The 22,374-nt window shown below is 68.4% G+C and carries 20 protein-coding genes; all 20 read left to right on the forward strand.

What is annotated here, in order from left to right; all coding sequences use genetic code 11:
* The first annotated feature begins 1 nt into the window (after nucleotide 1).
* Entirely contained in the window at nucleotides 2-817 is an 816-nt protein-coding gene (locus tag LMH63_RS09000; protein WP_109679182.1) for a CheR family methyltransferase, read from the forward strand.
* 304 nt (nucleotides 818-1,121) lie between these two features.
* Complete coding sequence (flgB, locus tag LMH63_RS09005; protein WP_109679181.1) at nucleotides 1,122-1,520, forward strand: flagellar basal body rod protein FlgB; 399 nt, start codon at nucleotides 1,122-1,124, stop codon at nucleotides 1,518-1,520.
* Nucleotides 1,521-1,522: 2 nt separating this feature from the next.
* Nucleotides 1,523-1,954, forward strand: a complete 432-nt coding sequence (gene flgC / locus LMH63_RS09010; RefSeq protein WP_109679180.1) for a flagellar basal body rod protein FlgC — start codon at nucleotides 1,523-1,525, stop codon at nucleotides 1,952-1,954.
* 28 nt (nucleotides 1,955-1,982) lie between these two features.
* Nucleotides 1,983-2,651 carry a flagellar hook assembly protein FlgD gene (locus LMH63_RS09015; RefSeq protein WP_109679179.1) on the forward strand — a complete coding sequence of 223 codons (669 nt, stop codon included), beginning with the start codon at nucleotides 1,983-1,985 and terminating at the stop codon, nucleotides 2,649-2,651.
* 16 nt (nucleotides 2,652-2,667) lie between these two features.
* Entirely contained in the window at nucleotides 2,668-3,876 is a 1,209-nt protein-coding gene (gene flgE, locus LMH63_RS09020; RefSeq protein WP_109679178.1) for a flagellar hook protein FlgE, read from the forward strand.
* Between the two features lie 34 nt (nucleotides 3,877-3,910).
* Nucleotides 3,911-4,654, forward strand: a complete 744-nt coding sequence (flgF, locus tag LMH63_RS09025) for a flagellar basal-body rod protein FlgF (RefSeq protein WP_109679177.1) — start codon at nucleotides 3,911-3,913, stop codon at nucleotides 4,652-4,654.
* A 72-nt stretch (nucleotides 4,655-4,726) separates the two neighbouring features.
* Nucleotides 4,727-5,512 (forward strand): flagellar basal-body rod protein FlgG, encoded by a 786-nt coding sequence (gene flgG / locus LMH63_RS09030; RefSeq protein WP_109679176.1) that lies wholly within the window; start codon nucleotides 4,727-4,729, stop codon nucleotides 5,510-5,512.
* Between the two features lie 29 nt (nucleotides 5,513-5,541).
* The gene (gene flgH, locus LMH63_RS09035; RefSeq protein ID WP_109679175.1) at nucleotides 5,542-6,210 is read left to right on the forward strand and encodes a flagellar basal body L-ring protein FlgH; all 669 of its coding nucleotides are present in this window, start codon (nucleotides 5,542-5,544) and stop codon (nucleotides 6,208-6,210) included.
* 9 nt (nucleotides 6,211-6,219) lie between these two features.
* Nucleotides 6,220-7,320, forward strand: coding sequence for a flagellar basal body P-ring protein FlgI (locus tag LMH63_RS09040; protein WP_109679174.1), 1,101 nt, complete (start codon nucleotides 6,220-6,222; stop codon nucleotides 7,318-7,320).
* 547 nt (nucleotides 7,321-7,867) lie between these two features.
* Nucleotides 7,868-8,875 carry a flagellar assembly peptidoglycan hydrolase FlgJ gene (gene flgJ, locus LMH63_RS09045; protein ID WP_109679173.1) on the forward strand — a complete coding sequence of 336 codons (1,008 nt, stop codon included), beginning with the start codon at nucleotides 7,868-7,870 and terminating at the stop codon, nucleotides 8,873-8,875.
* A gap of 42 nt (nucleotides 8,876-8,917) precedes the next feature.
* The gene (flgK, locus tag LMH63_RS09050; RefSeq protein WP_109679172.1) at nucleotides 8,918-10,903 is read left to right on the forward strand and encodes a flagellar hook-associated protein FlgK; all 1,986 of its coding nucleotides are present in this window, start codon (nucleotides 8,918-8,920) and stop codon (nucleotides 10,901-10,903) included.
* Nucleotides 10,904-10,906: 3 nt separating this feature from the next.
* Entirely contained in the window at nucleotides 10,907-12,124 is a 1,218-nt protein-coding gene (gene flgL / locus LMH63_RS09055; protein ID WP_109679171.1) for a flagellar hook-associated protein FlgL, read from the forward strand.
* Nucleotides 12,125-12,176: 52 nt separating this feature from the next.
* Entirely contained in the window at nucleotides 12,177-13,925 is a 1,749-nt protein-coding gene (locus tag LMH63_RS09060) for a tetratricopeptide repeat-containing sulfotransferase family protein (RefSeq protein WP_109679170.1), read from the forward strand.
* A gap of 169 nt (nucleotides 13,926-14,094) precedes the next feature.
* Nucleotides 14,095-15,501 (forward strand): flagellin N-terminal helical domain-containing protein, encoded by a 1,407-nt coding sequence (locus LMH63_RS09065; protein WP_109679169.1) that lies wholly within the window; start codon nucleotides 14,095-14,097, stop codon nucleotides 15,499-15,501.
* A 71-nt stretch (nucleotides 15,502-15,572) separates the two neighbouring features.
* Nucleotides 15,573-15,947 carry a flagellar protein FlaG gene (locus tag LMH63_RS09070; RefSeq protein ID WP_109679168.1) on the forward strand — a complete coding sequence of 125 codons (375 nt, stop codon included), beginning with the start codon at nucleotides 15,573-15,575 and terminating at the stop codon, nucleotides 15,945-15,947.
* A gap of 95 nt (nucleotides 15,948-16,042) precedes the next feature.
* Nucleotides 16,043-18,082 carry a flagellar filament capping protein FliD gene (gene fliD / locus LMH63_RS09075; RefSeq protein WP_109679167.1) on the forward strand — a complete coding sequence of 680 codons (2,040 nt, stop codon included), beginning with the start codon at nucleotides 16,043-16,045 and terminating at the stop codon, nucleotides 18,080-18,082.
* 40 nt (nucleotides 18,083-18,122) lie between these two features.
* On the forward strand, nucleotides 18,123-18,554 hold the full coding sequence (fliS, locus tag LMH63_RS09080; RefSeq protein WP_109679166.1) for a flagellar export chaperone FliS: 432 nt from the start codon (nucleotides 18,123-18,125) through the stop codon (nucleotides 18,552-18,554).
* Complete coding sequence (locus LMH63_RS09085; protein ID WP_229332771.1) at nucleotides 18,535-18,882, forward strand: flagellar protein FliT; 348 nt, start codon at nucleotides 18,535-18,537, stop codon at nucleotides 18,880-18,882. Before fliS ends, LMH63_RS09085 begins: the two co-directional genes overlap by 20 nt.
* 823 nt (nucleotides 18,883-19,705) lie before the next feature.
* Nucleotides 19,706-21,130, forward strand: a complete 1,425-nt coding sequence (locus LMH63_RS09090; RefSeq protein ID WP_109679164.1) for a sigma-54 dependent transcriptional regulator — start codon at nucleotides 19,706-19,708, stop codon at nucleotides 21,128-21,130.
* A gap of 906 nt (nucleotides 21,131-22,036) precedes the next feature.
* Nucleotides 22,037-22,363 (forward strand): flagellar hook-basal body complex protein FliE, encoded by a 327-nt coding sequence (gene fliE, locus LMH63_RS09095; RefSeq protein ID WP_109679163.1) that lies wholly within the window; start codon nucleotides 22,037-22,039, stop codon nucleotides 22,361-22,363.
* Nucleotides 22,364-22,374 lie beyond the last annotated feature (11 nt).

Here is a 22,374-nt window from a genome sequence, read left to right on the forward strand (position 1 = left end):
CTTGGCCGTCAACGCCATCGACCCCGACCACTACGACCGCTTCCGGCGCTTCCTGGAGCGCAGCTGCGGCATCGTGCTCGGCAGCAACAAGCAGTATCTGGTGGCGAGCCGCCTCGGCCAGCTGATGGCCCGCCAGGGCGTGCGCGACCTCGGCGAGCTGGTGCAGCGCCTGGAGGGCGCCGGTAGCCACGCCCTGCGCTCCGCGGTGATCGACGCCATGACCACCAACGAGACCCAGTGGTTTCGGGACACGTACCCGTTCGAGATGCTGGAGTCCCAGCTGCTGCCGGCACTGGATCGTGGCCGGGTGCGGATCTGGTCGGCGGCCTGCTCCTCGGGGCAGGAGGCCTATTCCCTCAGCATGGCGGTGCAGGAGTACCGCGACCGTGGCCGCCCGGTTGAGGCGAGCGTCGTCGGCACGGACATCTCGCCGCAGATGATCGAGCGCGCCCGCGCGGGGGCGTACTCGGCGTCGGAAATCCGTCGCGGGCTCAGCGCCGAGCGCCAGCGGCGGTTTTTCGTCGCCGTGGACAAGGACACCTGGCGGGTCCGCCCGGAGGTGAGCCGCGGGGTGAGCTTCCGCCAGCACAATCTGCTGGAGAGCTTCACCCTGCTTGGCAGCTTCGAGATCATCTTCTGCCGCAACGTGCTGATCTACTTCTCCCTGCAGGCCCGCCAGGACATCCTCCACCGCATGGCCCAGGCCCTCGTCCCCGGCGGCTACCTGGTCCTCGGCGCCTCGGAATCCCTCCCGCGCCAGCTCAACGAGTTCGAGCTCGTCCGCACGCCACAGGGCGTCGCCTACCGCCGGCGGTGAATCTCCTGCGGGGAGATGACCGCGAAGGCGCGAAGGACGCGAAGCAGACGCAAAGCAAGGAAATGCCTCCAGAGCGACGGAATTAAACACAACGACACAACGGGCACAACGTTTCACAACGTTTTGATTGCAATAGATTTGAATCCTTCATTCCCGCGTTGTGTATCGTTGTGTCCGTTGTGTCGTTGTGTTTAAACCCGCGTTTTCTTGCCGCCCCTTCGCGCCTTTGCGGTTAACGCCTCTTCCCGCCTGGCACAGCGATTGCAAAGAGCCCGTCGAGCCCATGAATGGGAGGTGACGGGCCATGACCCTATCCCTCGACAAGGCCCTCGGGCCGGCGGCGGATGCGCTGCAGCTGCATGAGCGGCGGACGCAGCTGCTGGCGGAGAACATCGCCAACGCCGATACGCCGAACTACAAGGCGCGCGACCTCGACTTCCGCGCGGCCATGCGGCAGGCGGCGGGTGACGGCGGGCTGGCACTTAACCGCACGAGCGCCGGACATCTGACGCCCCCGGGCAGCAGTGTCGGCAATCCGACGCCGCAGTACCGGGTGCCGGCCAATCCCTCCCTCGACGGCAACACCGTGGAGCTCGACCAGGAGCGCGGGCGCTTCGCCGAGAGCACGGTGAACTACCAGGCCTCGCTGCAATTCCTCGGCAGCCGCTTCACCGGGCTCATCAACGCCCTGCGGAGGGAGTGACCATGGCGCTGTACGACATCTTCAACATCTCGGGCTCGGCGCTGACGGCCCAGTCCACCCGGCTGAACGTCACCGCCAGCAATCTTGCCAATGCGGAGACCGTGAGCGGCTCGCCGGAAACCGCCTACCGGGCCCGCCAGCCGGTGTTCGCCGCCGAGCTGCAGGCGGCCCGCGGCGGGCTGCAGGCGCCGGGCGGGCAGGGCGGCGGCGGTGTGCAGCTGCGCGGCATCGTCGAGAGCGACGCGCCGGTGCAGCCGCTCTACCAGCCCGAGCACCCCGAGGCGGACGCCGACGGCTACGTCTACCGCTCGAACGTCAACACGGTGGAGGAGATGGTCAACATGATCTCCGCCTCCCGCTCCTACCAGAACAACGTGGAGGTGATGACCACCTCCCGCGACCTGCTGCTGCAGACGCTGCAGCTTGGCCAGTAACCCGCGCCGCGCGCAGAGGGCAGAGACCATGTTCGACGTCTCCGGTATCAACGGCAGCGCCGCGACCGGCGCCAGCAACGGCGAGGGCAAGCGCCGCGACGAGCTCGGCCAGGAGGACTTCCTCGAGCTCATGACCACGCAGCTGCGCAACCAGGATCCGCTCAAGCCCATGGAGAGCGGGGACTTCATGGCGCAGATCGCGCAGTTCACCAGCGCCGCGGGCATCCAGGATCTGCAGTCCGCCTTCGGCGACTTCTCGGAGTCCATGCAGGCCACGCAGTCGCTGCAGGCGGCGGGGCTGGTCGGGCGCCAGGTGCTCGTCGATGCCGGCAGCGGCTACCTGCCGCAAGAGGGCGAGCTCGCCGGCAGTGTCAGCGTACCGTCGTCCGTCGACAATCTGACGGTGACGATCACCGATGCCGCCGGGCAGACCGTGCGCCAGCTCGACCTCGGGGCGCGCCCCGCGGGCAGCGCCGCCTTTCAGTGGGACGGGCGCAACGCCGCCGGCGAGCGCCTGCCCGCCGGGACCTACACCGTGCAGGCCAGCACCCGCCTCGGCGGCGAGGCCGTGGGCCTCGACACCCGCATGGCGGCCACCGTGGAGAGCGTGAGCCTCTCCCGCGACGGCCGCAGCCCCCAACTCGAACTCGAAGGCCTGGGGTCCATGAGCCTGGCCGACGTTCGCCAAGTCAAGTGAGCCTGGAGGAAGGGCCATGTCTTTCGAAACCGCATTGAGCGGCCTTAACGCCGCCGCCTCGGACCTCGACGTCACCGGCAACAACATCGCCAACAGCGGGACCGTGGGCTTCAAGTCCTCCCGGGCCGAGTTCGCGGATCTGTTCGCGGCGAGCAACCTGGGCGTCTCCCAGACCGCCATCGGCCAGGGCGTGCGCCTCGCCGACGTGAAGCAGAGCTTCGGCCAGGGCCAGTTCGACTTCACTGGCAACAGCCTGGACCTCGCCATCAACGGCACGGGCTTCTTCCGCATCAGCGAGGGCGAGGGGGAGGTCAGCTACACCCGCAACGGCTCGTTCCAGCTCGACCGCGACGGCTACATCGTCGACGCCAACAACCGGCGGCTGACCGGCTATCAGGCGGATGGCGACGGCAACATCGGCGGCGCGCTGGACGATCTGCAGGTGAATATCGGCAATGTGGCGCCGGAGGCGACCACGGAGCTGTCGGTGAGTGCCAACCTCGATGCGGCCGCAGCGGAGCCGGCCAACGCGTTCGATGCAACCGATCCGCAGAGCTACAACTTCTCCACGAGTACGACCATCTACGACGGTCAGGGCACGGACCACCGGGCGACCCTGTACTTCCGCAAGACCGCGACCGCGAACGAGTGGGAGGTCCACGTTGATGGCGGCGGCACTGGTGGCGTGCTGGGACCGCGTACGCTCTCATTTAATAATGACGGTACGTTCGACTCACTGAGCGACACCAGCGCCTACACGTTCAACTATCCAGGCGTCGACCCGGTTAGCGTGACCCCCGACTTCGACGCCCTCACCCAGTTCGGCGCCGAGTTCGAGGTCAAGCAGATCAACCAGGACGGCTTCGCCGCCGGCCAGTTCTCCAGCCTGAACGTGGAGGGCGACGGCCGCCTGCTGGCGCGCTTCACCAACGGCCAGAGCCAGGTGCTCGGGCAGGTGGCGCTGGCGCGCTTCCAGTCCCCGGAGAAGCTGCAGGAGGCGGGAGACACCCGCTGGCGGGAGACCTTCGAGTCCGGCCCCGCGCTGCTGGGCGCGCCGGATTCCTCCGGCCTCGGCTCGCTGGAGGCGGGGGCGCTGGAGCAGTCCAACGTCAACCTCACCGAGCAGCTGGTGCAGATGATCACCGCGCAGCGCAACTACCAGGCGAACTCGCAGGTGATCAGCACCCAGGACCAGATCACCCAGGAGATCCTGAACATCCGCTAGGGCTCGCTGAGCTCAGGCGGAAGGAGGCAACGCCATGGACCGCATGGTCTACCTGGCGATGACCGGCGCGAAGCACGCCTTCGAGGCGCAGCGCGTCAACAACCACAACCTGGCGAACGTGAACACGCCCGGCTTCCGTGCCGACCTGGAGTCGCTGCAGAGCCGGCCGATGAGCGGGCCCGGGCATCCGGCCCGGGTGTACTCGGAAGCGGTGGGCATGGGCGCCGATCTGTCCCAGGGGCCGCTGGTCAGCACCGGCCGGGAGCTGGATGTCGCCATCAAGGGCGAGGGCTGGATCGCCGTGCAGGCCGCCGACGGCACCGAGGGCTATACCCGGCGCGGCGACCTGCAGATCAGCACCGGCGGCCTGCTGGAGACCGGGGACGGGCGCCTCGTCCTTGGCGAGGCGGGCCCAGTGGCCGTGCCGCCGGCGGAGAAGATCGAGATCGGCGAGGACGGCACCGTCAGCATCGTGCCCCTGGGGCAGGACGAGACGGCGATCGCGGCGCTGGACCGCATCAAGCTCGTCAACCCGCCGCCGGAGCAGCTGCAGAAGGGCGAGGACGGGCTCTTCCGCCTCGCCGAGGGCGGTGTAGCCGCGGCGGATGCCGGCGTGCGCGTGGTCTCCGGGGCCCGCGAGGGCAGCAACGTCAACGCCGTGGACGCGCTGGTGAACATGATCGACCACTCGCGCAGCTACGAGACGTACGTGAAGCTGATGCAGTCCGCCCGCGAGAACGACGAGACCGCCCAGCGCCTGCTGCGCGGTGGCGGCTGAACGGGCACGCCCCTTGCAAGCTACCCGGCATGAGGCGGCGTGACGCCGCCCCGAGCCAACGGAGGATATGCCATGAATCCCGCACTCTGGGTCGCCAAGACCGGTCTCGATGCGCAGCAGACGCGCATGAGCGTGGTCTCCAACAACCTGGCGAATGTCAACACCACGGGCTTCAAGAAGGACACGGCCAAGTTCGAGGATCTGGTCTACCAGACCATCCGCCAGCCCGGTGGGCAGAGCACCCAGGACACCCAGCTGCCCTCGGGGCTGATGCTGGGTACCGGCGTGCGCGTCGCCGGCACCGAGAAGAACCATACCCAGGGCAATCTGCAGCAGACCGGCAACAGCCTGGACGTCGCCATCAACGGCCGCGGCTTCATGCAGGTGCTGCGGCCCGACGGCACCGCGGCCTACACCCGCGACGGCTCCCTGCAGCTGGACAACCAGGGCCAGATCGTCACCAAGAACGGCTATCCCATCGAGCCGAACCTGGTGATCCCGCAGGACACGGAGAGCATCACCATCGGCGCCGACGGCACGGTGAGCGCGCAGGTGGCCGGCCAGGCGCAGCCGGTGCAGGTGGGCAATATCCAGCTCGCCGACTTCATCAACCCGGCGGGTCTCCAGCCGATCGGCGACAACCTCTACACCGAGACCGCCGCCAGCGGCGCACCGCAGCAGGATGCCCCCGGCGTGAATGGGCTCGGCAGTCTCCAGCAGGGGGCGCTGGAGAGCTCCAACGTCAACATCGCCGAGGAGCTGGTGAACATGATCGAAACCCAGCGCGGCTTCGAGACCAACACCCGCGCCATCTCGGCCACCGACCAGATGCTGCAGTTCATCACGCAGAACGTCTGATCGGCGTGCAACGCCACCGGAGTGCCGTCATGATCCGCACCGTCCCTGTTCTGCTCGCGCTGGCGCTGCTGCTCGGCGGCTGTGCCTCGCGCATGCCCGACGAGCCGCCGGCCGCACTCCCGGAGCCCGAGTTCGACCAGCCCGAGGTCGCCGCCAACGGCAGCATCTATCAGGCCGGCCGCGACGTGCGCCTCTACGAGAGCCGCATCGCCCGGCGCGTGGGGGACATCATCACCGTGGTGCTGGAGGAGTCCACCGACGCCAGCAAGGACGCCAACCAGTCGCTGTCCCGCTCGAGCAACGTCGACTTCCCGGCGCCCACGATCATGGGCCGGGAGGTGACCCGCGACGGCGTTCCGGTGGAGTTCGGCGTCGAGGCGGATCAGTCCTTCGACGGCGGCGGCTCTGCGGCGCAGAGCAATGCCCTCTCCGGCACGCTCACCGCCCAGGTCATCCGCGTGCAGCCCAACGGCAACCTGGTGATCCAGGGCCAGAAGAAGCTCACGCTGAACCGCGGCGACGAGTACGTCACTATCAGCGGCACCGTGCGCCGGGACGATCTCTCGGCGGACAACACGGTCTCCTCGACCCGCGTCGCCAACGCGCGCATCAGCTACACGGGCAGCGGCGCGCTCGCCGACAGCAGCCGCATGGGCTGGCTCTCGCGGCTGTTCATGAGCGTGATCTCACCGTTCTAGGAGGACGCCATGCGTCGCTGGATCTTCGCACTGCTTTTCCTCGCCCTGGTGGCACCCGCCGCCCAGGCCGAGCGCATCAAGGACCTGGCCGCCGTCGAGGGCGTGCGTGCCAACCAGCTGGTGGGCTACGGCCTGGTGGTGGGCCTGGACGGCACCGGCGACCAGACCAGCCAGACGCCGTTCACCGTGGAGAGCGTGCGCGCCATGCTCGCCGCCCAGGGCATCAGCCTGCCGAGCAACCAGAACCTGCAGCTGCAGAACGTGGCCGCGGTCATGGTCACCGCGGAGCTGCCGCCCTTCGCCAAGCCCGGCCAGAGCATCGACGTCACCGTCTCGTCCCTCGGCAACGCCGACAGCCTGCGCGGCGGAAACCTGCTGATGACCCCGCTCAAGGGCGCCGACGGCCAGGTCTACGCCATGGCGCAGGGCAATCTGCTGGTCAGCGGCTTCAGCGCCGAGGGCGGTGACGGCAGCTCCATCACGGTGAACATCCCGAGCACCGGCCGGGTGCCCAACGGCGCCACCGTCGAGCGCGAGGTGGCCAACGGCTTCGCCGACAGCGGCGCCGTGGTGCTGAACCTCCACACCCCGGACTTCACCACCGCGCAGCGCATGGCCCAGGTGCTGAATGACCACCTAGGCCCCGACACCGCCCAGGCCCTGGACGCCGTCTCCGTGCGCGTGCGGGCACCCCAGGGCGCGGACCAGAAGGTGAGCTACATCAGCTACATCGAGAACCTGGAGGTGGACCCCGGACAGGGGCCGGCGAAGGTCATCATCAACGCCCGCACCGGCACCATCGTCATTGGCAGCCAGGTACGCGTGCAGCCCGCCGCGGTGAGCCACGGCAGCCTCACGGTGACCATCAGCGAGGACCCGGAGGTCGTGCAGCCGAACCCCCTCGCCGAGGGTGACACCGCCATCGAGCAGGACACGGAGATCACCGCCGAGGAGGAGGCCGAGCCCATGTTCCTGTTCGGCCCCGGCACCGAGCTCTCCGAGATCGTCAACGCCGTCAACCGCGTCGGCGCCGCCCCCAGCGACCTGGTCGCGATCCTCCAGGCCCTCAAGCAGGCCGGCGCCCTCCGCGCCGAGCTGATCGTCATCTGAGGTTGGCCATGAGCGTGGTATCTGGATGGGGACAACCGCAAAGGCGCAAAGGGCGCGAAGGGAGCGCAAAGGGGATTATTTTTTCTTGTTCCGATTCGGCGCGCCGGCGCGCCTCCCGTAACGCTTACCCCTGCGCCGGGACCGGAGCGTGTAGGAGCGGCGCCCCCGCCGCGAATCTCACGCCGCCCGGCAAGAACCCCGTAGGTCGTGCAGCGCGCAGCGCTGTGCGACATCCCGCTCGGCCCGGACCCGAGACGTCGCACGCGGCTGCGCCGCGCACGACCTACGCACGCGTTCCCGGCAGCCGTAGGTCGGCAAGCGCGCAGCGCTCGCCGACAGCCGCGCGCAGCGCGGCCTGGTCCGTTGGCCGGTACGTGCCTTCCGGCGTGTCTGGCCGGGGACAACCGCCAAGGCGCGAAGGGCGCAAAGGGTTACAGAGGGACGATTCCTGCTCGTGCTGGCTCGATGCCCCTTCGCGCTCCCTTCGCGCCCTTCGCGCCCTTTGCGCCTTGGCGGTTAATCCCCAAGCGGCCGTATACCTACACTCATGAACAGCTACGACCTCGACAGCGTCCACGCCAACGCCCTCGACAGCCGCCACCTGACGCAGCTGCGAGGGGCGGTGCAGGGGGCCGACGGCGGCAGCCGGGAGGCGGTGCGCGAGGTCGCGGAGCAGTTCGAGTCCCTGTTCGTGCAGACCATGCTCAAGCGCATGCGCGCCACGCTGCCCGAGGGCGGCATGTTCGACGGCCCCGGCATGGACCAGTACCAGAGCCTGTTCGACCAGCAGCTCGCGAGCGACGTCGCCCGCGGCCAGGGCATGGGCCTCGCCGACATGGTCGAGCGCCAGATTCTGCAAAGCCGCGGCCTGACGGAAGAGGGCCCGGGGCTGGACCGGGGCATCGACGGCTACAGCCGCCTGCCCGCCCGCCCGCTGCCGGGCGAGCTACAGGCGAGAGCAGGGCAGATTCGGGGCGAGGGTGCCCCAGCGCCCGGATCGGAGCCTGTAGGAGCGGCGCCCCCGCCGCGAATCCCGGCCGAGGCCGGGACGACGGGCGTTCCCAACACGCCCGAAGCCTTCGCCCAAACCCTCTGGCCCCTCGCCCAGCGCACCGGCCGCGAGCTCGGCGTCCCGCCGGAGGCCCTGGTGGCCCAGGCGGCCCTGGAAACCGGCTGGGGCCAGCACGTCCTGCGCGGCGCCGAGGGCGCCAGCTCGCACAACGTCTTCAACATCAAGGCGCATCGGGACTGGGACGGCCCCACCGTCGGCGTGCCGACGCTGGAGTACCGGGACGGCGTCGCCGTGCGCGAGCACGCGCAGTTCCGCGCCTACGAGTCCCTGGAGGCGGCGTTCCGGGACTACGCCGACTTCCTGCGCAGCCACCCGCGCTACACCGAGGCGCTGCGCTCCGGTGACGACCCCGACCGTTTCATCCGCGCGCTGCAGGATGCCGGCTACGCCACCGACCCGGCCTATGCCGACAAGGTGGGCCGCATCCTGCGCGGCGACACCCTCTCCGCGCTCAAGAACGGCGGCGGCGAGACGACAACCTGACGGTGAGGGGCGAAGCGAGCGCCCCCACAGCGAGGCAAGGCCATGGCGGACATCTTCCAGAGCGGGATCTCGGGGCTGCTGGCGGCACAGCGCTCGCTCGGCACCACGTCCCACAACATCTCCAACGTCAACACCGAGGGCTTCACCCGCCAGCGCGTGGAGCAGGGCACCCGCACGCCCACCGCCACCGGCGCCGGGTTCCTCGGCAACGGCGTGGAGACGCAGACCGTCCGCCGCATCTTCAGCCAGCAGCGCGAGACCGCCGTGCAGGTGGCCACCAGTGAGTTCCAGCGCCTTGACACGCTCTCCGGCCTGGCCGGGCGCCTCGACGACCTGGTAGCGGATCAGTCCGCCGGCCTTTCGCCGGCGCTGCAGGAATTCTTCGGCGCCGTGCAGGACGTCGCCAACGACCCGACCTCCAGCACCGCCCGCGAGGCCCTGCTCGGCCAGGGCGAGAATCTCGCGGCCCGCTTCCAGTTCCTGGATGGCCGCTTCAGCGCCATCAACGCCGACGTCGACCGGCAGCTGGAGACCCAGGTTGCCGAGGTCAACGAGCTCGCCGGCGCCATCGCCGACCTCAACCGCGACATCGTCGGCGAGCTCGGCCGCACCGGCGGCCAGCCGCCCAACGACCTGCTGGACGAGCGCGACAGCCTCATCCGCCAGCTCAACGAGCGCGTCTCCGCCCGCACCGTGGAGCAGGAGGACGGCTCGCTGAACGTCTACATCGGCAGCGGTCAGACCCTGGTCAGTCGCTACGAGGCGAGCGAGCTCGGCGTCATCGACAGCCCCGAGGACCCGCAGCAGACGCGCATCGCCTTCACCGGCGGCTCCGACAACGTCGACATCACCGACTCCATCCAGGGCGGCACCCTCGGCGGCGCCCTCGACTTCCGCCGCGAGGTGCTGGACCCGGCGCGGGACGAGCTCGGGCGCATTGCCACCACGGTGGCCGCCACGTTCAATGATCAGCAGAACCTGGGGCTGCAGTTCGATAGCGGGAGCGCCGGGCAGCTGGGGGAGGATTTCTTCAACCTCGGCCAGCCCCAGGTCATTGCCCGCGAGACCAATACCGGGACCGGCGAGCCGGTGGTGAGCATCGATACCAGCAACATCGGGGCGCTGACCGGGGACAATTATCGGCTGAGCTTCGACGGTACGGACTACACGCTGACCAATCTTGCGGACGGCAGTAGCCAGAATCTAGGCGGCGCCACGGCACAGATCGATGGCCTGGACATCGACGCGAGCGCGGTGACGGCGGGGGACAGTTTCCTCATTCGTCCCACCCGCCTTGGCGCGAGTGAGTTGACGGTGGCACTAGACCGGCCTGCGCAGGTCGCGGCGGCCTCGCCGCTGCGTGCCGTGGAGGCGACGGACCCGAATGGCCAGGGCACCAACGGCGGCACGGCAGGCATCTCGGATCTGTCCGTTCGGAGCACCAGTGGCCTACCCCTCAGCGGCGGCGAGAATCCGCTGACGCTGACCTTTAATGCCACCGGTGGCAGCGGGAGCAACGGTGCCTGGGAGATCACCGACGGCAATGGTGCGACGGTAGCGACCGTGGACTATGATCCGAGCACGGATGCGGGCGGTGTCACAGTAGACGGTGCCGGATCCCTGGCGAACTACGGGGACCCGACCTTCACCCTGAGCGGCGTGCCAGCCGATGGTGACCAGCTCATCATCGAGAACAACACCAACGGCCGCGGCGACAACACCAACGCCCTGGCCCTCGGCAACCTCAACGAGGAATCCATCCTGAACGGCGGCGACACCACCTACCAGGAGGCCTACGCCAGCCTGGTGGGCGAGATCGGCAGCAGCACCCGCCAGGCCCAGGTGAACCGCGACGCCCAGGAGAGCGCCCTGGAGCAGGCCAACGCCGCCCGGGAGTCCCTCTCCGGCGTGAACCTCGACGAGGAGGCCGCCAACCTCCTGCGCTTCCAGCAGGCCTACCAGGCCTCCGCCCAGGCCATCTCCATCGGCCGCAGCCTGTTCGACTCGCTGCTCGCCGCGGTGAGGTAACCCATGCGCATCTCCACGCCCCAGATCCAGCAGACCGGCGTCAACGCGCTGCTCGACCAGCAGGGTCGGCTCTCCAAGGTCCAGGAGCAGCTCGCCACCGGCCGGCGCATCCTCAACCCCTCGGACGACCCGTCCGGCTCCGCCCGGGCGCTGGAGCTCGCCAAGTCCGTCGAGACCATCGAGCGCTACAACCGCAACATCGACTTTGCCGAGTCCCGCATGCGGGTGGAGGAGGGCGTGCTCGAGCAGGTGGGCAACAGCATCACGCGCATCCGCGAGCTCGCCGTGCAGGCCAACAACGCCACCACCGGCGACGACGGCCGCCAGAAGATCGGCGCCGAGATCCGCGAGCGCCTGGACCAGCTCGTCCAGCTCGCCAACAGCACCGACGGCGACGGCGAGTACCTCTTCGCCGGCAGCCAGAGCCGCGAGAAGCCCTTCGTGCGCGAGGGCGACAAAATCGTCTACCAGGGCGACCAGACCAGCCGCTTCGCCCAGGTCGGCCCCGGCCGCCAGATCGCCACCACGCACTCGGGCTACGAGACGTTCATGGCCATCTTCAATGGGGATGGGGAGTACGCGACGTCGGCGGCGGATGCCAACTCCGGATCCGGGATCATCTCCGGCGTCGACGTGGTGGATGCCAGCCAGACCCCGGACGCGCCCTACACCATCGAATTCGCGGACAATGGCGGCGGCGGGCTCGATTACACGGTGACGGACAACTCCGGTGGCACGGCCGCTTCCGGAACCTACGAGGCCGGCACGCCGATCCAGTTCGACGGGCTGTCGGTGACCGTCGAGGGCACTCCTGACGGAACGACAGGCTCTGAAGATACCTTCACAGTGGCGCCGAGCAGCCGCCAGTCCCTCTTCGAGACCGTCGGCCGCTTCGCCGACGCCCTTGAGAACGCCCGCGACGGCGCTGCCGCCAACGCCGAATTCCTGAACATCGGCAACCGCACCCTGGAAGACCTCGACCAGGCCCAGAGCAACATCCTCCAGGTCCGCACCGAGCTCGGCGGCCGCCTGAACGCCCTGGACAGCGAAAAGCAGGCCAACGAAACCGCCGTGCTCGAGCTGAAGACCACCAGAAGCGAAATCGAAGACCTCGACTACGCCAGCGCCGTCAGCGACCTCAGCCTGCGCCTCACCGGTCTCCAGGCCGCCCAGCGCAGCTTCAGCCAGATCCAGGGCCTCAGCCTGTTCCAGTTCCTGTAGGCCGGTCGCCCGTGCTGGCGGCGACGCGATACACCACCGCAGGAGTCGAAGAGTGGCAAGTGCAACCGCCAAGCCTTCCCCGCACGTCGACGCACTCAGGCTCGCATCGCGGGATTTCGATGCCGGCCGCCTCGAGCGGGCCAAGCAACGCTGCGAAGCGGTGCTGGCCCGCAGCGAAGGCGATCCCGACGCCCTGCACTTGCTTGGGCTGATCGCCTATCGCCACGAACAGCATCCACTGGCGCTGCGGCTGATATCCGAGGCCCTCACCCGGCGCCAGCATTTCCCGCAGGCACTGGCGAATCTGGGTGCCGTGCTCGTTGCGATGCGCGAGTGGTCTACCGCCATCGAGACGCTCGAGGCCGCGTTGCGGCAGGATCCGGATCAGCCGGGTGTGCTCTCGAACCTGGGTACGGCCCACCTCGAGCAGGGCGATCTGGATGCAGCCGAGCTCTGGTTCCGCAAAGTACTGAAGCGCGCGCCCGACCGCGCGATTGCCTGGAACAACCTTGGCAATGTCCACCGGCTGCGTCACGCGTGGCGTCGCGCGGAGCGTTGCCTGAGGCGTGCCGTGCGCCTCGACGCGAGCTACGCCGATCCCCACAAGAATCTCGGGTCGGTTCTCTTGGCTCAGGGCCACCTTGCGGAGGCGGAGGCCGCCTTCCGTAAGGCCCTGTCGCTTGCGTCGGGCGATGTTGAGGCGCTGACCGGGCTTGCGCAGACGAAGCGCTTCTCACCGGAGGATGCCGATCTCCAGCTGTTCCCACGAGCTGCTGGTGACGTGAAGCGGTGGACCGACGAGCGCCGGGCCCTGTTCTTCTTTTCCTGGGGCAAGGCGCTCGATGACGCGAAGTGCTATTCCGATGCGTTCCGGTGCTTCGCGGAGGGCAATGCCGTCAGGGCCCGACAGCGCCCCTATCCTGAAGGGTCCTACACCCGACTGGTCGATGAGCTCACGGCGGCGTTTCCGCGTGAGCGAATCGCCGACTTGCAGGCGCACGGCTCCCGGGATGAGAGCCCGGTGTTCATCCTGGGGATGCCTCGCTCGGGAACCACGCTGACCGAGCGCGTCCTGGCAAGCCATCCCCAGGTTCTGGCCGGCGGCGAGCTGCCGGCGATGACCCGCGCCATTACGGACGACAGCGAGCGGCCGCTGCAGAACTTCTACCCCGAGTGGCTCGCCGGCCTGGACGGCGAGGCTTTGGCCGCCGTGGTGCACCGCTATCTTTCGGCAAGGCCCGACCCGGCAGCGCACCACGCCCGCGTGACCGACAAGATGCCCGGCAACACGCTGCACATCGGGTTGATCCGCCTGGCCTTTCCGCGTGCCCGCATCCTGCACTGCGTGCGCGATCCGCTGGATGTCTGTCTGTCCTGCTACCAGAAAGACTTCAGTGAGGGCCAGAACTTTTCGTTCTCCCTGGAGCGGCTCGCCGAGCGTTTTCGAGACTACATCCGGCTGATGGAGTTCTGGCGCTCGGTATTCCCGGATGGCTGGCTCGATGTCCCCTACCAGGCAGTGACGGCGGACCCTGAGCAGTGGTCACGCCGGATCATCGACTACGTGGGTCTGCCATGGGACGACGCCTGTCTATCACCCCATCGCAGTGGAGGTTTGGTGCTGACCGCGAGCGCTTGGCAGGTCCGCCAGCCCGTCTACCGCAGCTCGAATGAGCGCTGGCGGCGCTACGAGGCCGAGCTTGCGCCGTTGCGCGATGCGTTGGCGCCATACGTGGACTGGCATCGCCGTTTTCCAAGGCTTGACGAGGCTGTGTCCGGTCGTCCCACGTCGGACGCCTGAGGACGCATTGCCCGGCCGGATCGTTTTCCCGCGGTCGATCTGTGACGAATTTCGCGTCAATCCCTAAAGCGAGTCCGAGTCAGGCCGTTAACTCCAGCGAGGGCGGTGGTTGCCGCCCGAGTCACAGCAAGCAGCGGCCAAACGCGCCGTAACGAGAGGAGTTAACCTCATGGCTCAGGTGATCAACACCAACATTGCCTCGCTCAACGCGCAGCGCAATCTCAATCAGTCCCAGTCCCAGCTCAACGTCTCGCTGGAGCGGCTGTCTACCGGCCTGCGCATCAACAGCGCCAAGGACGACGCGGCGGGTCTTGCCATTGCCGAGCGCTTCACCGCGCAGATCCGTGGCCTCGACCAGGCGACGCGGAACGCCAATGACGGAATTTCCTTTGCGCAGACGGCAGAGGGAGCCCTTGGGGAGATCGGTAACGCCCTGCAGCGGATCCGCGAACTCTCCGTGCAGTCGGCCAACGACACCAACTCGGCGTCCGACCGCGAAGCCCTGAATAACGAGGTCAATGCCCTCGTCTCCGAGGTGAATCGGATTGCCCAGTCCACGCAGTTCAACGGCCAGAATGTGCTGGACGGCTCACTGCAGGACTTGGTCTTCCAGGTCGGCGCGAACCGTAACCAGACGATTTCGGTCGATGGTGTGGACTCCCGGGGATCGGAGCTCGGCGCCGCATTTGATGAGGGTGATGCGCTCCTGGCATCGGAAATCGCGGGTGTGACGGGCAGTGGTGATCTCACCATCAATGGTATCGATATCGATATCTCCGGTGTTGCCGACATCACGGGGGCCTCCGATGTCAGTTCCAACACCATCAGCGAGGTGATCTCCGCGATCAACGCGAAGTCCTCCTCCAGCGGTGTTTCCGCCACTCAGGCCTCGGTGACCGAAACCACCATCGCGAACGGTGACCTCACCGCGCTTACCGGCACCAACACTGCTGATGTCACCATCAACGGCGTCACTATCAACTTCGACGCCACCAGCAGCGCGGATGCTACCGCCGTTGCGGACCGGCTCAACGAATTCTCGTCGCAGACCGGTGTGACGGCCTCGCTGGATGGTACTGATCTTGTTCTCACCGAGGGCAACGGCGCCTCCATCGATGTCTCTGCGGATGCCAGCAGCATCATCAACGGCGCTGAGGAATACTTCGCCGGCATCGAGCTCGCCACTGATGTGGGTGAGAGCATCGCCGTTGCAGGCGGCGATGCAGCGGCGTTTGGCCTCGATTCCATCAGTGCGACGGATTCGGCGTTGAACGGCGTGAGTGTGCTCACTCGCGAAGACGCCACCGACGCCTTGCGCACCGTCGACTTCGCGCTCGATCAGGTGAACGGCCTGCGGGCCGAGCTCGGTGCAGTGCAGAGCCGGTTCGAGTCCACCATCGCCAATCTGAGCACCACCGGCGAGAACCTCTCTGCCGCCCGCTCCCGCATCCAGGATGCGGACTTCGCCTCCGAGACGGCCTCGCTGACCAAGGCTCAGATCCTGCAGCAGGCGGGCACCTCTGTGCTGGCCCAGGCCAACCAGATCCCGCAGAACGTGCTCTCCCTGCTGCAGTAAGGGCTGGCACGCATGGCGGACCCGGCGTGGCCGGGTCCGCGCCTTCCAGGTGATCGCGAGGTGATCGTCTGATGAGCAATTCCATTGATGCCTCCCGGTTCGGTGAGCTCCTGCGGGTGCCTTCGGATTCGGGCCGTTCCGAGAGCCGGGCCGTATCCCCTCGGGCGCTGCTGCGTCCGGTGTCGGCGGCTGTCGAAACGGCGCAGGCGAAGCGGGCCGAGCAGTCCGCCTCCGTCGGCGATGCGGTCGCTCGCATCAACGATTTCGTGCAGGTGGTGCAGCGGGACCTGCGTTTCTCGGTGGACGAGGCCACCGGGCGCACGGTGGTGAAGGTGATCGACTCGGAGACGGATCAGGTGGTGCGCCAGATTCCCGCCGACGAGGTGCTGGCCATCGCGGAGAACCTGCAGGAGTTGCAGGGCGTGTTGTTTCGGGGGGAGGCGTGAATCTTGCTTGCGGGGATGTCGGCGTCCGCGTTCGGTGGATGCCGACCTGCGCGGGTGGCCCGCGGCGGGACATGACGTCACGAGGTTTCTGAATCATGGCTTCCATCAGCTCGCTCGGTGTCGGTTCCGGGCTGGATATCCGCTCGCTGGTCGACCAGCTGGTCGCCGCGGAGCGGGCGCCCCGGGAGAACCGGATCAACAGCCAGCAGCAGCGCTTCGAGACGCGGCTCTCGGCGCTGGGGCAGGTGAAGTCGGCGCTCTCGGATTTCCGCGGCACCGTGCGAGATCTCTCCAGCATCGACGCCTTCCAGAAGATGAAGGCGACCTCATCGGACAGCGACGCCCTGTCGGTCAGCGCCGAGAGCGGCGCGGAGACCGGGCGCTATGACATCGGCGTCAATCGCCTGGCGGACGCCCAGGGGGCGGCATCGTCGGCATTCGCGGCGCGCAGCAGTGCGGTGGGCTCTGGAACCCTCACATTCCGTTTCGGCGAGGTCACCACGGACGGCACCGGCGCGGTGACGGGCTTCGCCGAGAACACTGAGCGGGGCGCAGTGGACATCGAGATCCCCGGCTCCGCGAATACGGTCGAGGACGTGCGCGACGCGGTGAACGCCGCGGAGATCGGCGTGCGTGCCTCCATCGTCAACGACGGCAGCGGCGAGCGGCTGGTGTTCAGCTCCTCCGAGACCGGCGCAGCCAACGGTTTCGTGGTCGAGGCGGCGGACGACGACGGCAACAACACCGACAACGCCGGCCTCTCCCGGCTCGCCTTCAACACCGCGGCCACCAACCTGGAGCAGACCCGAGCGGCGCAGGATGCCGAGCTAACGGTGGACGGGCTCACCATCACCCGCGCCAGCAACACGGTGGACGATCTCTTCGAGGGCGTGACGCTCACGCTGAACGGCACCACCGAGACGGCCGCCCGCGTGGAGATCAGCGAGAACCGCGCCGCCGCGAAGAAGCAGATCCAGGGCTTCGTGGACGCGTACAACGGCCTGCAGGAGACCCTCGGCAAGCTCACCAGCTACGACGCCGAGACCGACCAGGCCGGCCCGCTCAACGGCGATGCCCTGGTGCGCAGCATCCAGAGCGGGCTGCGCAGCACGCTGGGGCAGACGCTGGGCGAGCTGGAAGGCACGGGCCTGCGCTCCCTCGCGGACCTCGGCATCACGACGACCCGCAGCGGCGCGCTGGAGGTGGACGACGCCCGCCTCGACGCCGCGCTCGACGAGAACTTCGATGCCGTGGGGGCGCTCTTCGCCCCCACCGGGCTCACCGGCAATGCCGACAACGTCGCCTACGAGAGCAGCCGCAGCGCGACCCAGGCCGGCGAGTATGGCGTGAACGTCTCCGCGCTCGCGACCCGCGGCACGCTGACCGGCGGCGACATCAGTGGCAGCTTCCCGCTGGAGATCACCGACGCCAACGACGGCCTGCGCTTCGAGATCGATGGTGTCCAGACCGCCGCGCTCAATCTCACCCAGGGCAGCTATGCCGACGGCGACGCGCTGGCGGCGGAGATCCAGTCCCGCATCAACGGCGACAGCAACCTGCGGGATGCCGGCATCTCCGTGAGCGTGGCGTTTAATGGCACGGGGCTCGAAATCACCTCCAGTCGCTACGGCTCGGAATCCGCCGTGGAGCTGGTGAGCGCGGATGCAGCCGGTGACTTCGGCCTGACCGTGGGCGACCGCGCCCAGGGCACGGACGTCCAGGGCACCATCGGCGGACGCGAGGCCGAGGGCTTCGGCCGCTTCCTCACCGGCCTGGAGGGGCCGGCCGAGGGGCTGAAGCTCGAGATCACCGGCGAGGCCACGGGCGACCGCGGCAGTGTCATCTTCTCCACCGGCCTCATGGGCGAGCTGGACCGCCAGATCAGCAGCTTCATCGATTCCGACGGCACGCTCTCCAGCAGCACGGAGAGCCTGAACAACCGTCTTGAGGGTCTGGCGGACGACCGCCAGCGCCTGGAGGACCGCATGGACCGCATCGAGCGCCGCTACACGGAGCAGTTCAGCGCCATGGACGCGCTGGTGGCCGAGCTCAACCAGACCAGCACTTTTCTCAGCCAGCAGCTCTCCGGCCTGCCCGGTGCGGGCGGTAGTGGCGGTGGCGGCGGTCTCGGCTGACGCCGGGGCCAGGGCATGAACGCACAGAGGAGCACAACGGATGGCCTTTAATCGCGGCATCGCGCAGTACCAGCAGGTGGGCGCCAGCAAGGCGGCCTACGCCGACCCGTGGGAGCTCACCCGCATGCTGTTCGAGGGCGCGCTGGAGCGCATGGCCCAGGCCCGCGGGGCCATCGAGCAGCGCGATATCGTTCGCAAGGGCGAGCGTATCGGCAAGGCGATCGCCATCATCGACGGGCTGCGGGGCAGCCTGGACTTCGAGCAGGGCGGCGAGCTGGCCGCGAACCTGGACGGGCTTTACGACTACGTCCAGCGCCGGCTGGTGACCGCCAACGCCCGCAGCGACGTCGCCGCCCTGGACGAGGCCGCGGCATTGGTGCGCGAGATCCGCGATGGCTGGGACGCCATCCCCGCCGAGGCGCGGGATGCCCGCCGACAGGGAAACCCCGCGAGTGCCGGCGGAGCGCTCTGACCACGCGCCGGACGCGGCGGCGCGCGAGCGCATCGCGCGCCAGCTCCTGGCGCTCACCCGCGAGATGGTCGAGCTCGGCCAGGCGGGTGACTGGCCGGCGTTCGCCGCCCGCGAGCGCGAGCGCCAGCAGCTCTCCAGCGAGCTGTTCGCGAGCCCCGTGCCCCGGGAGGCGGCAACGGTGGTGGCCGACTGCATCCGCCGCGTGCTCGACCTCGACCAGGAGCTCTTCGCCCTCACCGAGGCCCACCGCGACGAGGCCTCCCGGGCGCTGAAGGACATGCAGCGGGGTCAGAAGGCCGCGAACGCGTATCGGCGGTTCTCGCGCTGATCCGGTCCGCGGACTCGGCGCGGGGGGCGCGCCTCCTGCCGGTGATATCCCGCGCGCCGGGAAATCAACGCAACGACACCACGTGCACAACGTGACAGCCAGATACGACGTAGGTCGGGAACCGCCGCAGGCGGTACCCGACACGCCGGCAGGCGAACAGGCCCGTGCCTCACGGGGCAGAAGACCAACCGCAAAGCCGCGAAGGTCGCAAAGGGTAACCACGGGAGCCGTAGGTCGTGCGCGGCGCAGCCGCGTGCGACATCCCCGATCTCAACGCCGGGAAATCAACACAACGACACAACCGACACCACGATTCACGACGCGAGAGACGGTTATGGCGTAGGTCGGGAACCGCCGCAGGCGGTACCCGACACGCCGACAGGCGAACAGGCCCGTGCCTCCCGGGGCAGAAGACCAACCGCAAAGCCGCGAAGGTCGCGAAGGGTAACCACGGGAGCGTAGGTCGTGCGCGGCGCAGCCGCGTGCGACATCCCCGATCCCAACGCCGGGAAATCAACACAACGACACAACGGACACCACGATTCACAACGCGAGAGACGGATATAGAGTAGGTCGGGAACCGCCGCAGGCGGTACCCGACACGCCGGCAGGCGAACAGGCCGGGCCCTCGCCTTCGTTTTGTTTAAACCCCGGACACATTCCTGTGCATCCGGTCCCGTTGCGGGTAAACCGTCACCAAAGTGCGATTGACCGTCGCCATTCCCCGACGTACCGTCGAAAAAATGACGGGGTTCACACTTGACGGACGGTTCGTGCCGTTAGGCTGACACCCATCGGGCAATAAGAAGACGGGGCATCCTCCATGGTTCGGGTTCTTGTCGTCGACGACGACCGCCGGCGCCGCGACGGCATTGACGCGGTGCTGCGCTTTCTCGGCCACGAGCCGCTGCTCCCCGATGACGACGGCACGCTGGCCCAGCTTGTACGCCAGCGCGAGCCGGCCGTTGCCCTGGTAACGGATGACGGTGCCGGTACTGCCCATGGCCCCCTCGGCGAGCTGTGGGAAGCGGCGCCGCACATGCCCGTCTTCCTGCTGCGCGAGGGTGATGCGCGCGCGCCGCGCGGGGCCGCCCTCGGTGCGAACGTGCTCGGCGTGCTCAGTCTTCCCCTGCGCCAGCAGGCCTTCGACGCCGCCCTGCGCCAGGCCCTCGGCCACAACCGCCAGGCCGAGCCCAAGGCCGCACCGTCCGAAGCGCCGCGCCTGGTGGGTGAGAGCCCGGCGATGCAGCGCCTCCGCCGGCTCATCACCCAGGTGGCCGGCAGCGAGGCCAGCGTGCTTATCCTCGGCGAGTCCGGCACCGGCAAGGAGGTCGTCGCGCGCCAGATTCACGAGCTCTCCGAGCGCCGCAATGGGCCCTTCGTGCCGGTGAACTGCGGCGCCATCCCGGGGGAGCTGCTGGAGAGCGAGCTGTTCGGCCATGAGAAGGGCGCCTTCACCGGCGCCATCTCCTCGCGCCAGGGGCGCTTCGAGCTCGCTCAGGGTGGCACGCTCTTCCTCGACGAGATCGGTGACATGAGCCTGCCCATGCAGGTGAAGCTCCTGCGCGTGCTGCAGGAGCGCACCTTCGAGCGCGTCGGCTCCAACCGCACCCAGCACGCCGATGTGCGTATCCTCGCGGCCACCCACCGCGATCTGGAGGCGCGCATCGTCGAGGGCGAGTTCCGCGAGGACCTCTTCTACCGCCTGAACGTCTTCCCCCTGGAGCTGCCACCGCTGCGCCGGCGCGCCTCGGACATCCCCGTGCTGATCGAGGAACTGGTGCGCCGGATCGAGGACGAGGGCCGCGGCTCGGTGCGCATCTCGCCCCGGGCGCTGTCGGTGATGAGCCAGTATCCCTGGCCCGGCAACGTGCGCGAGCTTGCCAATGTGGTGGAGCGCCTGGCTATCCTCGCCCCCTACGGCGAGGCCGCGCTGGACGACCTGCCGGAGAAGCTCCTCGCCGCCGCCGAGGAGCTGCCGGAGGACGCCGGGATCGCTGCGGAGGACGAGGCGCACGAGCCCCCCACCAACGGCCACGCCCATCCGGGTGGCCTGGGTCAGATCCGCGTCGCCCCCGACGGCATCGACCTGCGCGGGATCATGGGCGACCTCGAGCAGCGCCTCATCCGCGAGGCCCTGGACGCCAGCGAGGGCGTCGTCGCCCAGGCGGCGAAGCTGCTCAACCTGCGCCGGACCACGCTGGTGGAAAAGCTGCGCAAGTACGATATCCAGCGGGATACAGCCTGACGCCGCCGGCGCGTGGCCGGCCGTGGCCGCGAGACAACCGCGAAGGCGCAAAGGGTGCGAAGGGGAAGCCCTGAGGTAGGTCGGCAAGCGCGCAGCGCTCGCCGACGCGCCGGCAGGCGAATCTCCCGTTTTACCGCTACTCGACAGCCACGCGAGGAACCGGCCTGTTCGCCTGCCGGCGTGTCGGGTACCGCCTGCGGCGGTTCCCGACCTACGTCATGTCCGCTTCTCGCGTTGTGCATCGTGGTGTTCGTGGTGTCGTTGTGTTGACCTTCCGCCGTCCTGGTCGGGGACGTCGCACACGGCTTCGCCTTGCACGACCTACGGCTCCCGTCGTTGCCCTTCGCGACCTTCGCGCCTTTGCGGTTGGTCTTCTGCCCCGCGTGGCACCGGCATATTCGCCTGCCGGCGTGTCGGGTACCGCCTGCGGCGGTTCCCGACCTACGCCATATCCGATTCCCGCGTTGTGAACCGTGGTGTCCGTTGTGTCGTTGTGTTGACCTTCCGCCGTCCTGGTCGGGGACGTCGCACACGGCTTCGCCGTGCACGACCTACGGCTCCCGTGGTTACCCTTCGCGGCCTTTGCGGCTTTGCGGTTGCTCTTCAGCCAAGCCAGGCACCGGCCTGTTCGCCTGCCGGCGTGTCGGGTACCGCCTGCGGCGGTTCCCGACCTACGTCATATCCGATTCCCGCGTTGTGAACCGTGGTGTTCGTTGTGTCGTTGTGTTGATTTCCCGGCGTCGGGATCGGGGACGTCGCACACGGCTTCGCCGTGCACGACCTACGCCCCTCCCAAAAAATCTTCCCCTTTGTGAATCTTCGTGTCTTTGTGTTTGTTCCCCGCCCGACCCCTGGCCCGAAACCTGCATTCACCCCGCCAGCATGCTTTGACCAGCGAGGTGAGCCATGACGGACGTGCGGATGCAGCAGGTGCTCGAGCAGATGCGGGCGCTGCAGGCGCAGGCGGCAGGGGGCGTCCAGGCGCCGGCCCAGGGGCCGCAGCAGGCGGGGCAGGGGGACTTCTCCTCGGTGCTGCGCTCGGCCATCGACACCGTCAACGAGACGCGCCAGGCGTCCAGTCAGAAAACCGACGCCTTCCTTCGCGGCGAGGACGTTTCCCTGACGGAGGTCATGATCGCCTCGCAGAAGTCCCGGGTCGCCTTCGAGGCCACGAAGCAGGTCCGCAACCGCCTGCTGGAGGCCTATCAGGAAATCTCACGGATGCAGGTCTGAGGGCGGGGAAC

This window comes from Spiribacter halobius (genome assembly GCF_020883455.1).
GTDB lineage: Bacteria > Pseudomonadota > Gammaproteobacteria > Nitrococcales > Nitrococcaceae > Sediminicurvatus > Sediminicurvatus halobius.

Excerpts from the sequence above, each read along its gene's own strand:
- LMH63_RS09040 (WP_109679174.1), top strand. The coding sequence starts at position 6,220 with ATGCGTCGCTGGATCTTCGCACTGCTTTTCCTCGCCCTGGTGGCACCC.
- LMH63_RS09090 (WP_109679164.1), top strand. The coding sequence starts at position 19,706 with ATGGTTCGGGTTCTTGTCGTCGACGACGACCGCCGGCGCCGCGACGGC.
- LMH63_RS09015 (WP_109679179.1), top strand. The coding sequence starts at position 1,983 with ATGTTCGACGTCTCCGGTATCAACGGCAGCGCCGCGACCGGCGCCAGC.
- flgH (WP_109679175.1), top strand. The coding sequence starts at position 5,542 with ATGATCCGCACCGTCCCTGTTCTGCTCGCGCTGGCGCTGCTGCTCGGC.
- fliE (WP_109679163.1), top strand. The coding sequence starts at position 22,037 with ATGACGGACGTGCGGATGCAGCAGGTGCTCGAGCAGATGCGGGCGCTG.
- fliD (WP_109679167.1), top strand. The coding sequence starts at position 16,043 with ATGGCTTCCATCAGCTCGCTCGGTGTCGGTTCCGGGCTGGATATCCGC.
- LMH63_RS09070 (WP_109679168.1), top strand. The coding sequence starts at position 15,573 with ATGAGCAATTCCATTGATGCCTCCCGGTTCGGTGAGCTCCTGCGGGTG.
- LMH63_RS09065 (WP_109679169.1), top strand. The coding sequence starts at position 14,095 with ATGGCTCAGGTGATCAACACCAACATTGCCTCGCTCAACGCGCAGCGC.
- flgL (WP_109679171.1), top strand. The coding sequence starts at position 10,907 with ATGCGCATCTCCACGCCCCAGATCCAGCAGACCGGCGTCAACGCGCTG.
- fliS (WP_109679166.1), top strand. The coding sequence starts at position 18,123 with ATGGCCTTTAATCGCGGCATCGCGCAGTACCAGCAGGTGGGCGCCAGC.
- flgJ (WP_109679173.1), top strand. The coding sequence starts at position 7,868 with ATGAACAGCTACGACCTCGACAGCGTCCACGCCAACGCCCTCGACAGC.
- flgK (WP_109679172.1), top strand. The coding sequence starts at position 8,918 with ATGGCGGACATCTTCCAGAGCGGGATCTCGGGGCTGCTGGCGGCACAG.
- flgE (WP_109679178.1), top strand. The coding sequence starts at position 2,668 with ATGTCTTTCGAAACCGCATTGAGCGGCCTTAACGCCGCCGCCTCGGAC.
- flgC (WP_109679180.1), top strand. The coding sequence starts at position 1,523 with ATGGCGCTGTACGACATCTTCAACATCTCGGGCTCGGCGCTGACGGCC.
- flgF (WP_109679177.1), top strand. The coding sequence starts at position 3,911 with ATGGACCGCATGGTCTACCTGGCGATGACCGGCGCGAAGCACGCCTTC.
- flgG (WP_109679176.1), top strand. The coding sequence starts at position 4,727 with ATGAATCCCGCACTCTGGGTCGCCAAGACCGGTCTCGATGCGCAGCAG.
- flgB (WP_109679181.1), top strand. The coding sequence starts at position 1,122 with ATGACCCTATCCCTCGACAAGGCCCTCGGGCCGGCGGCGGATGCGCTG.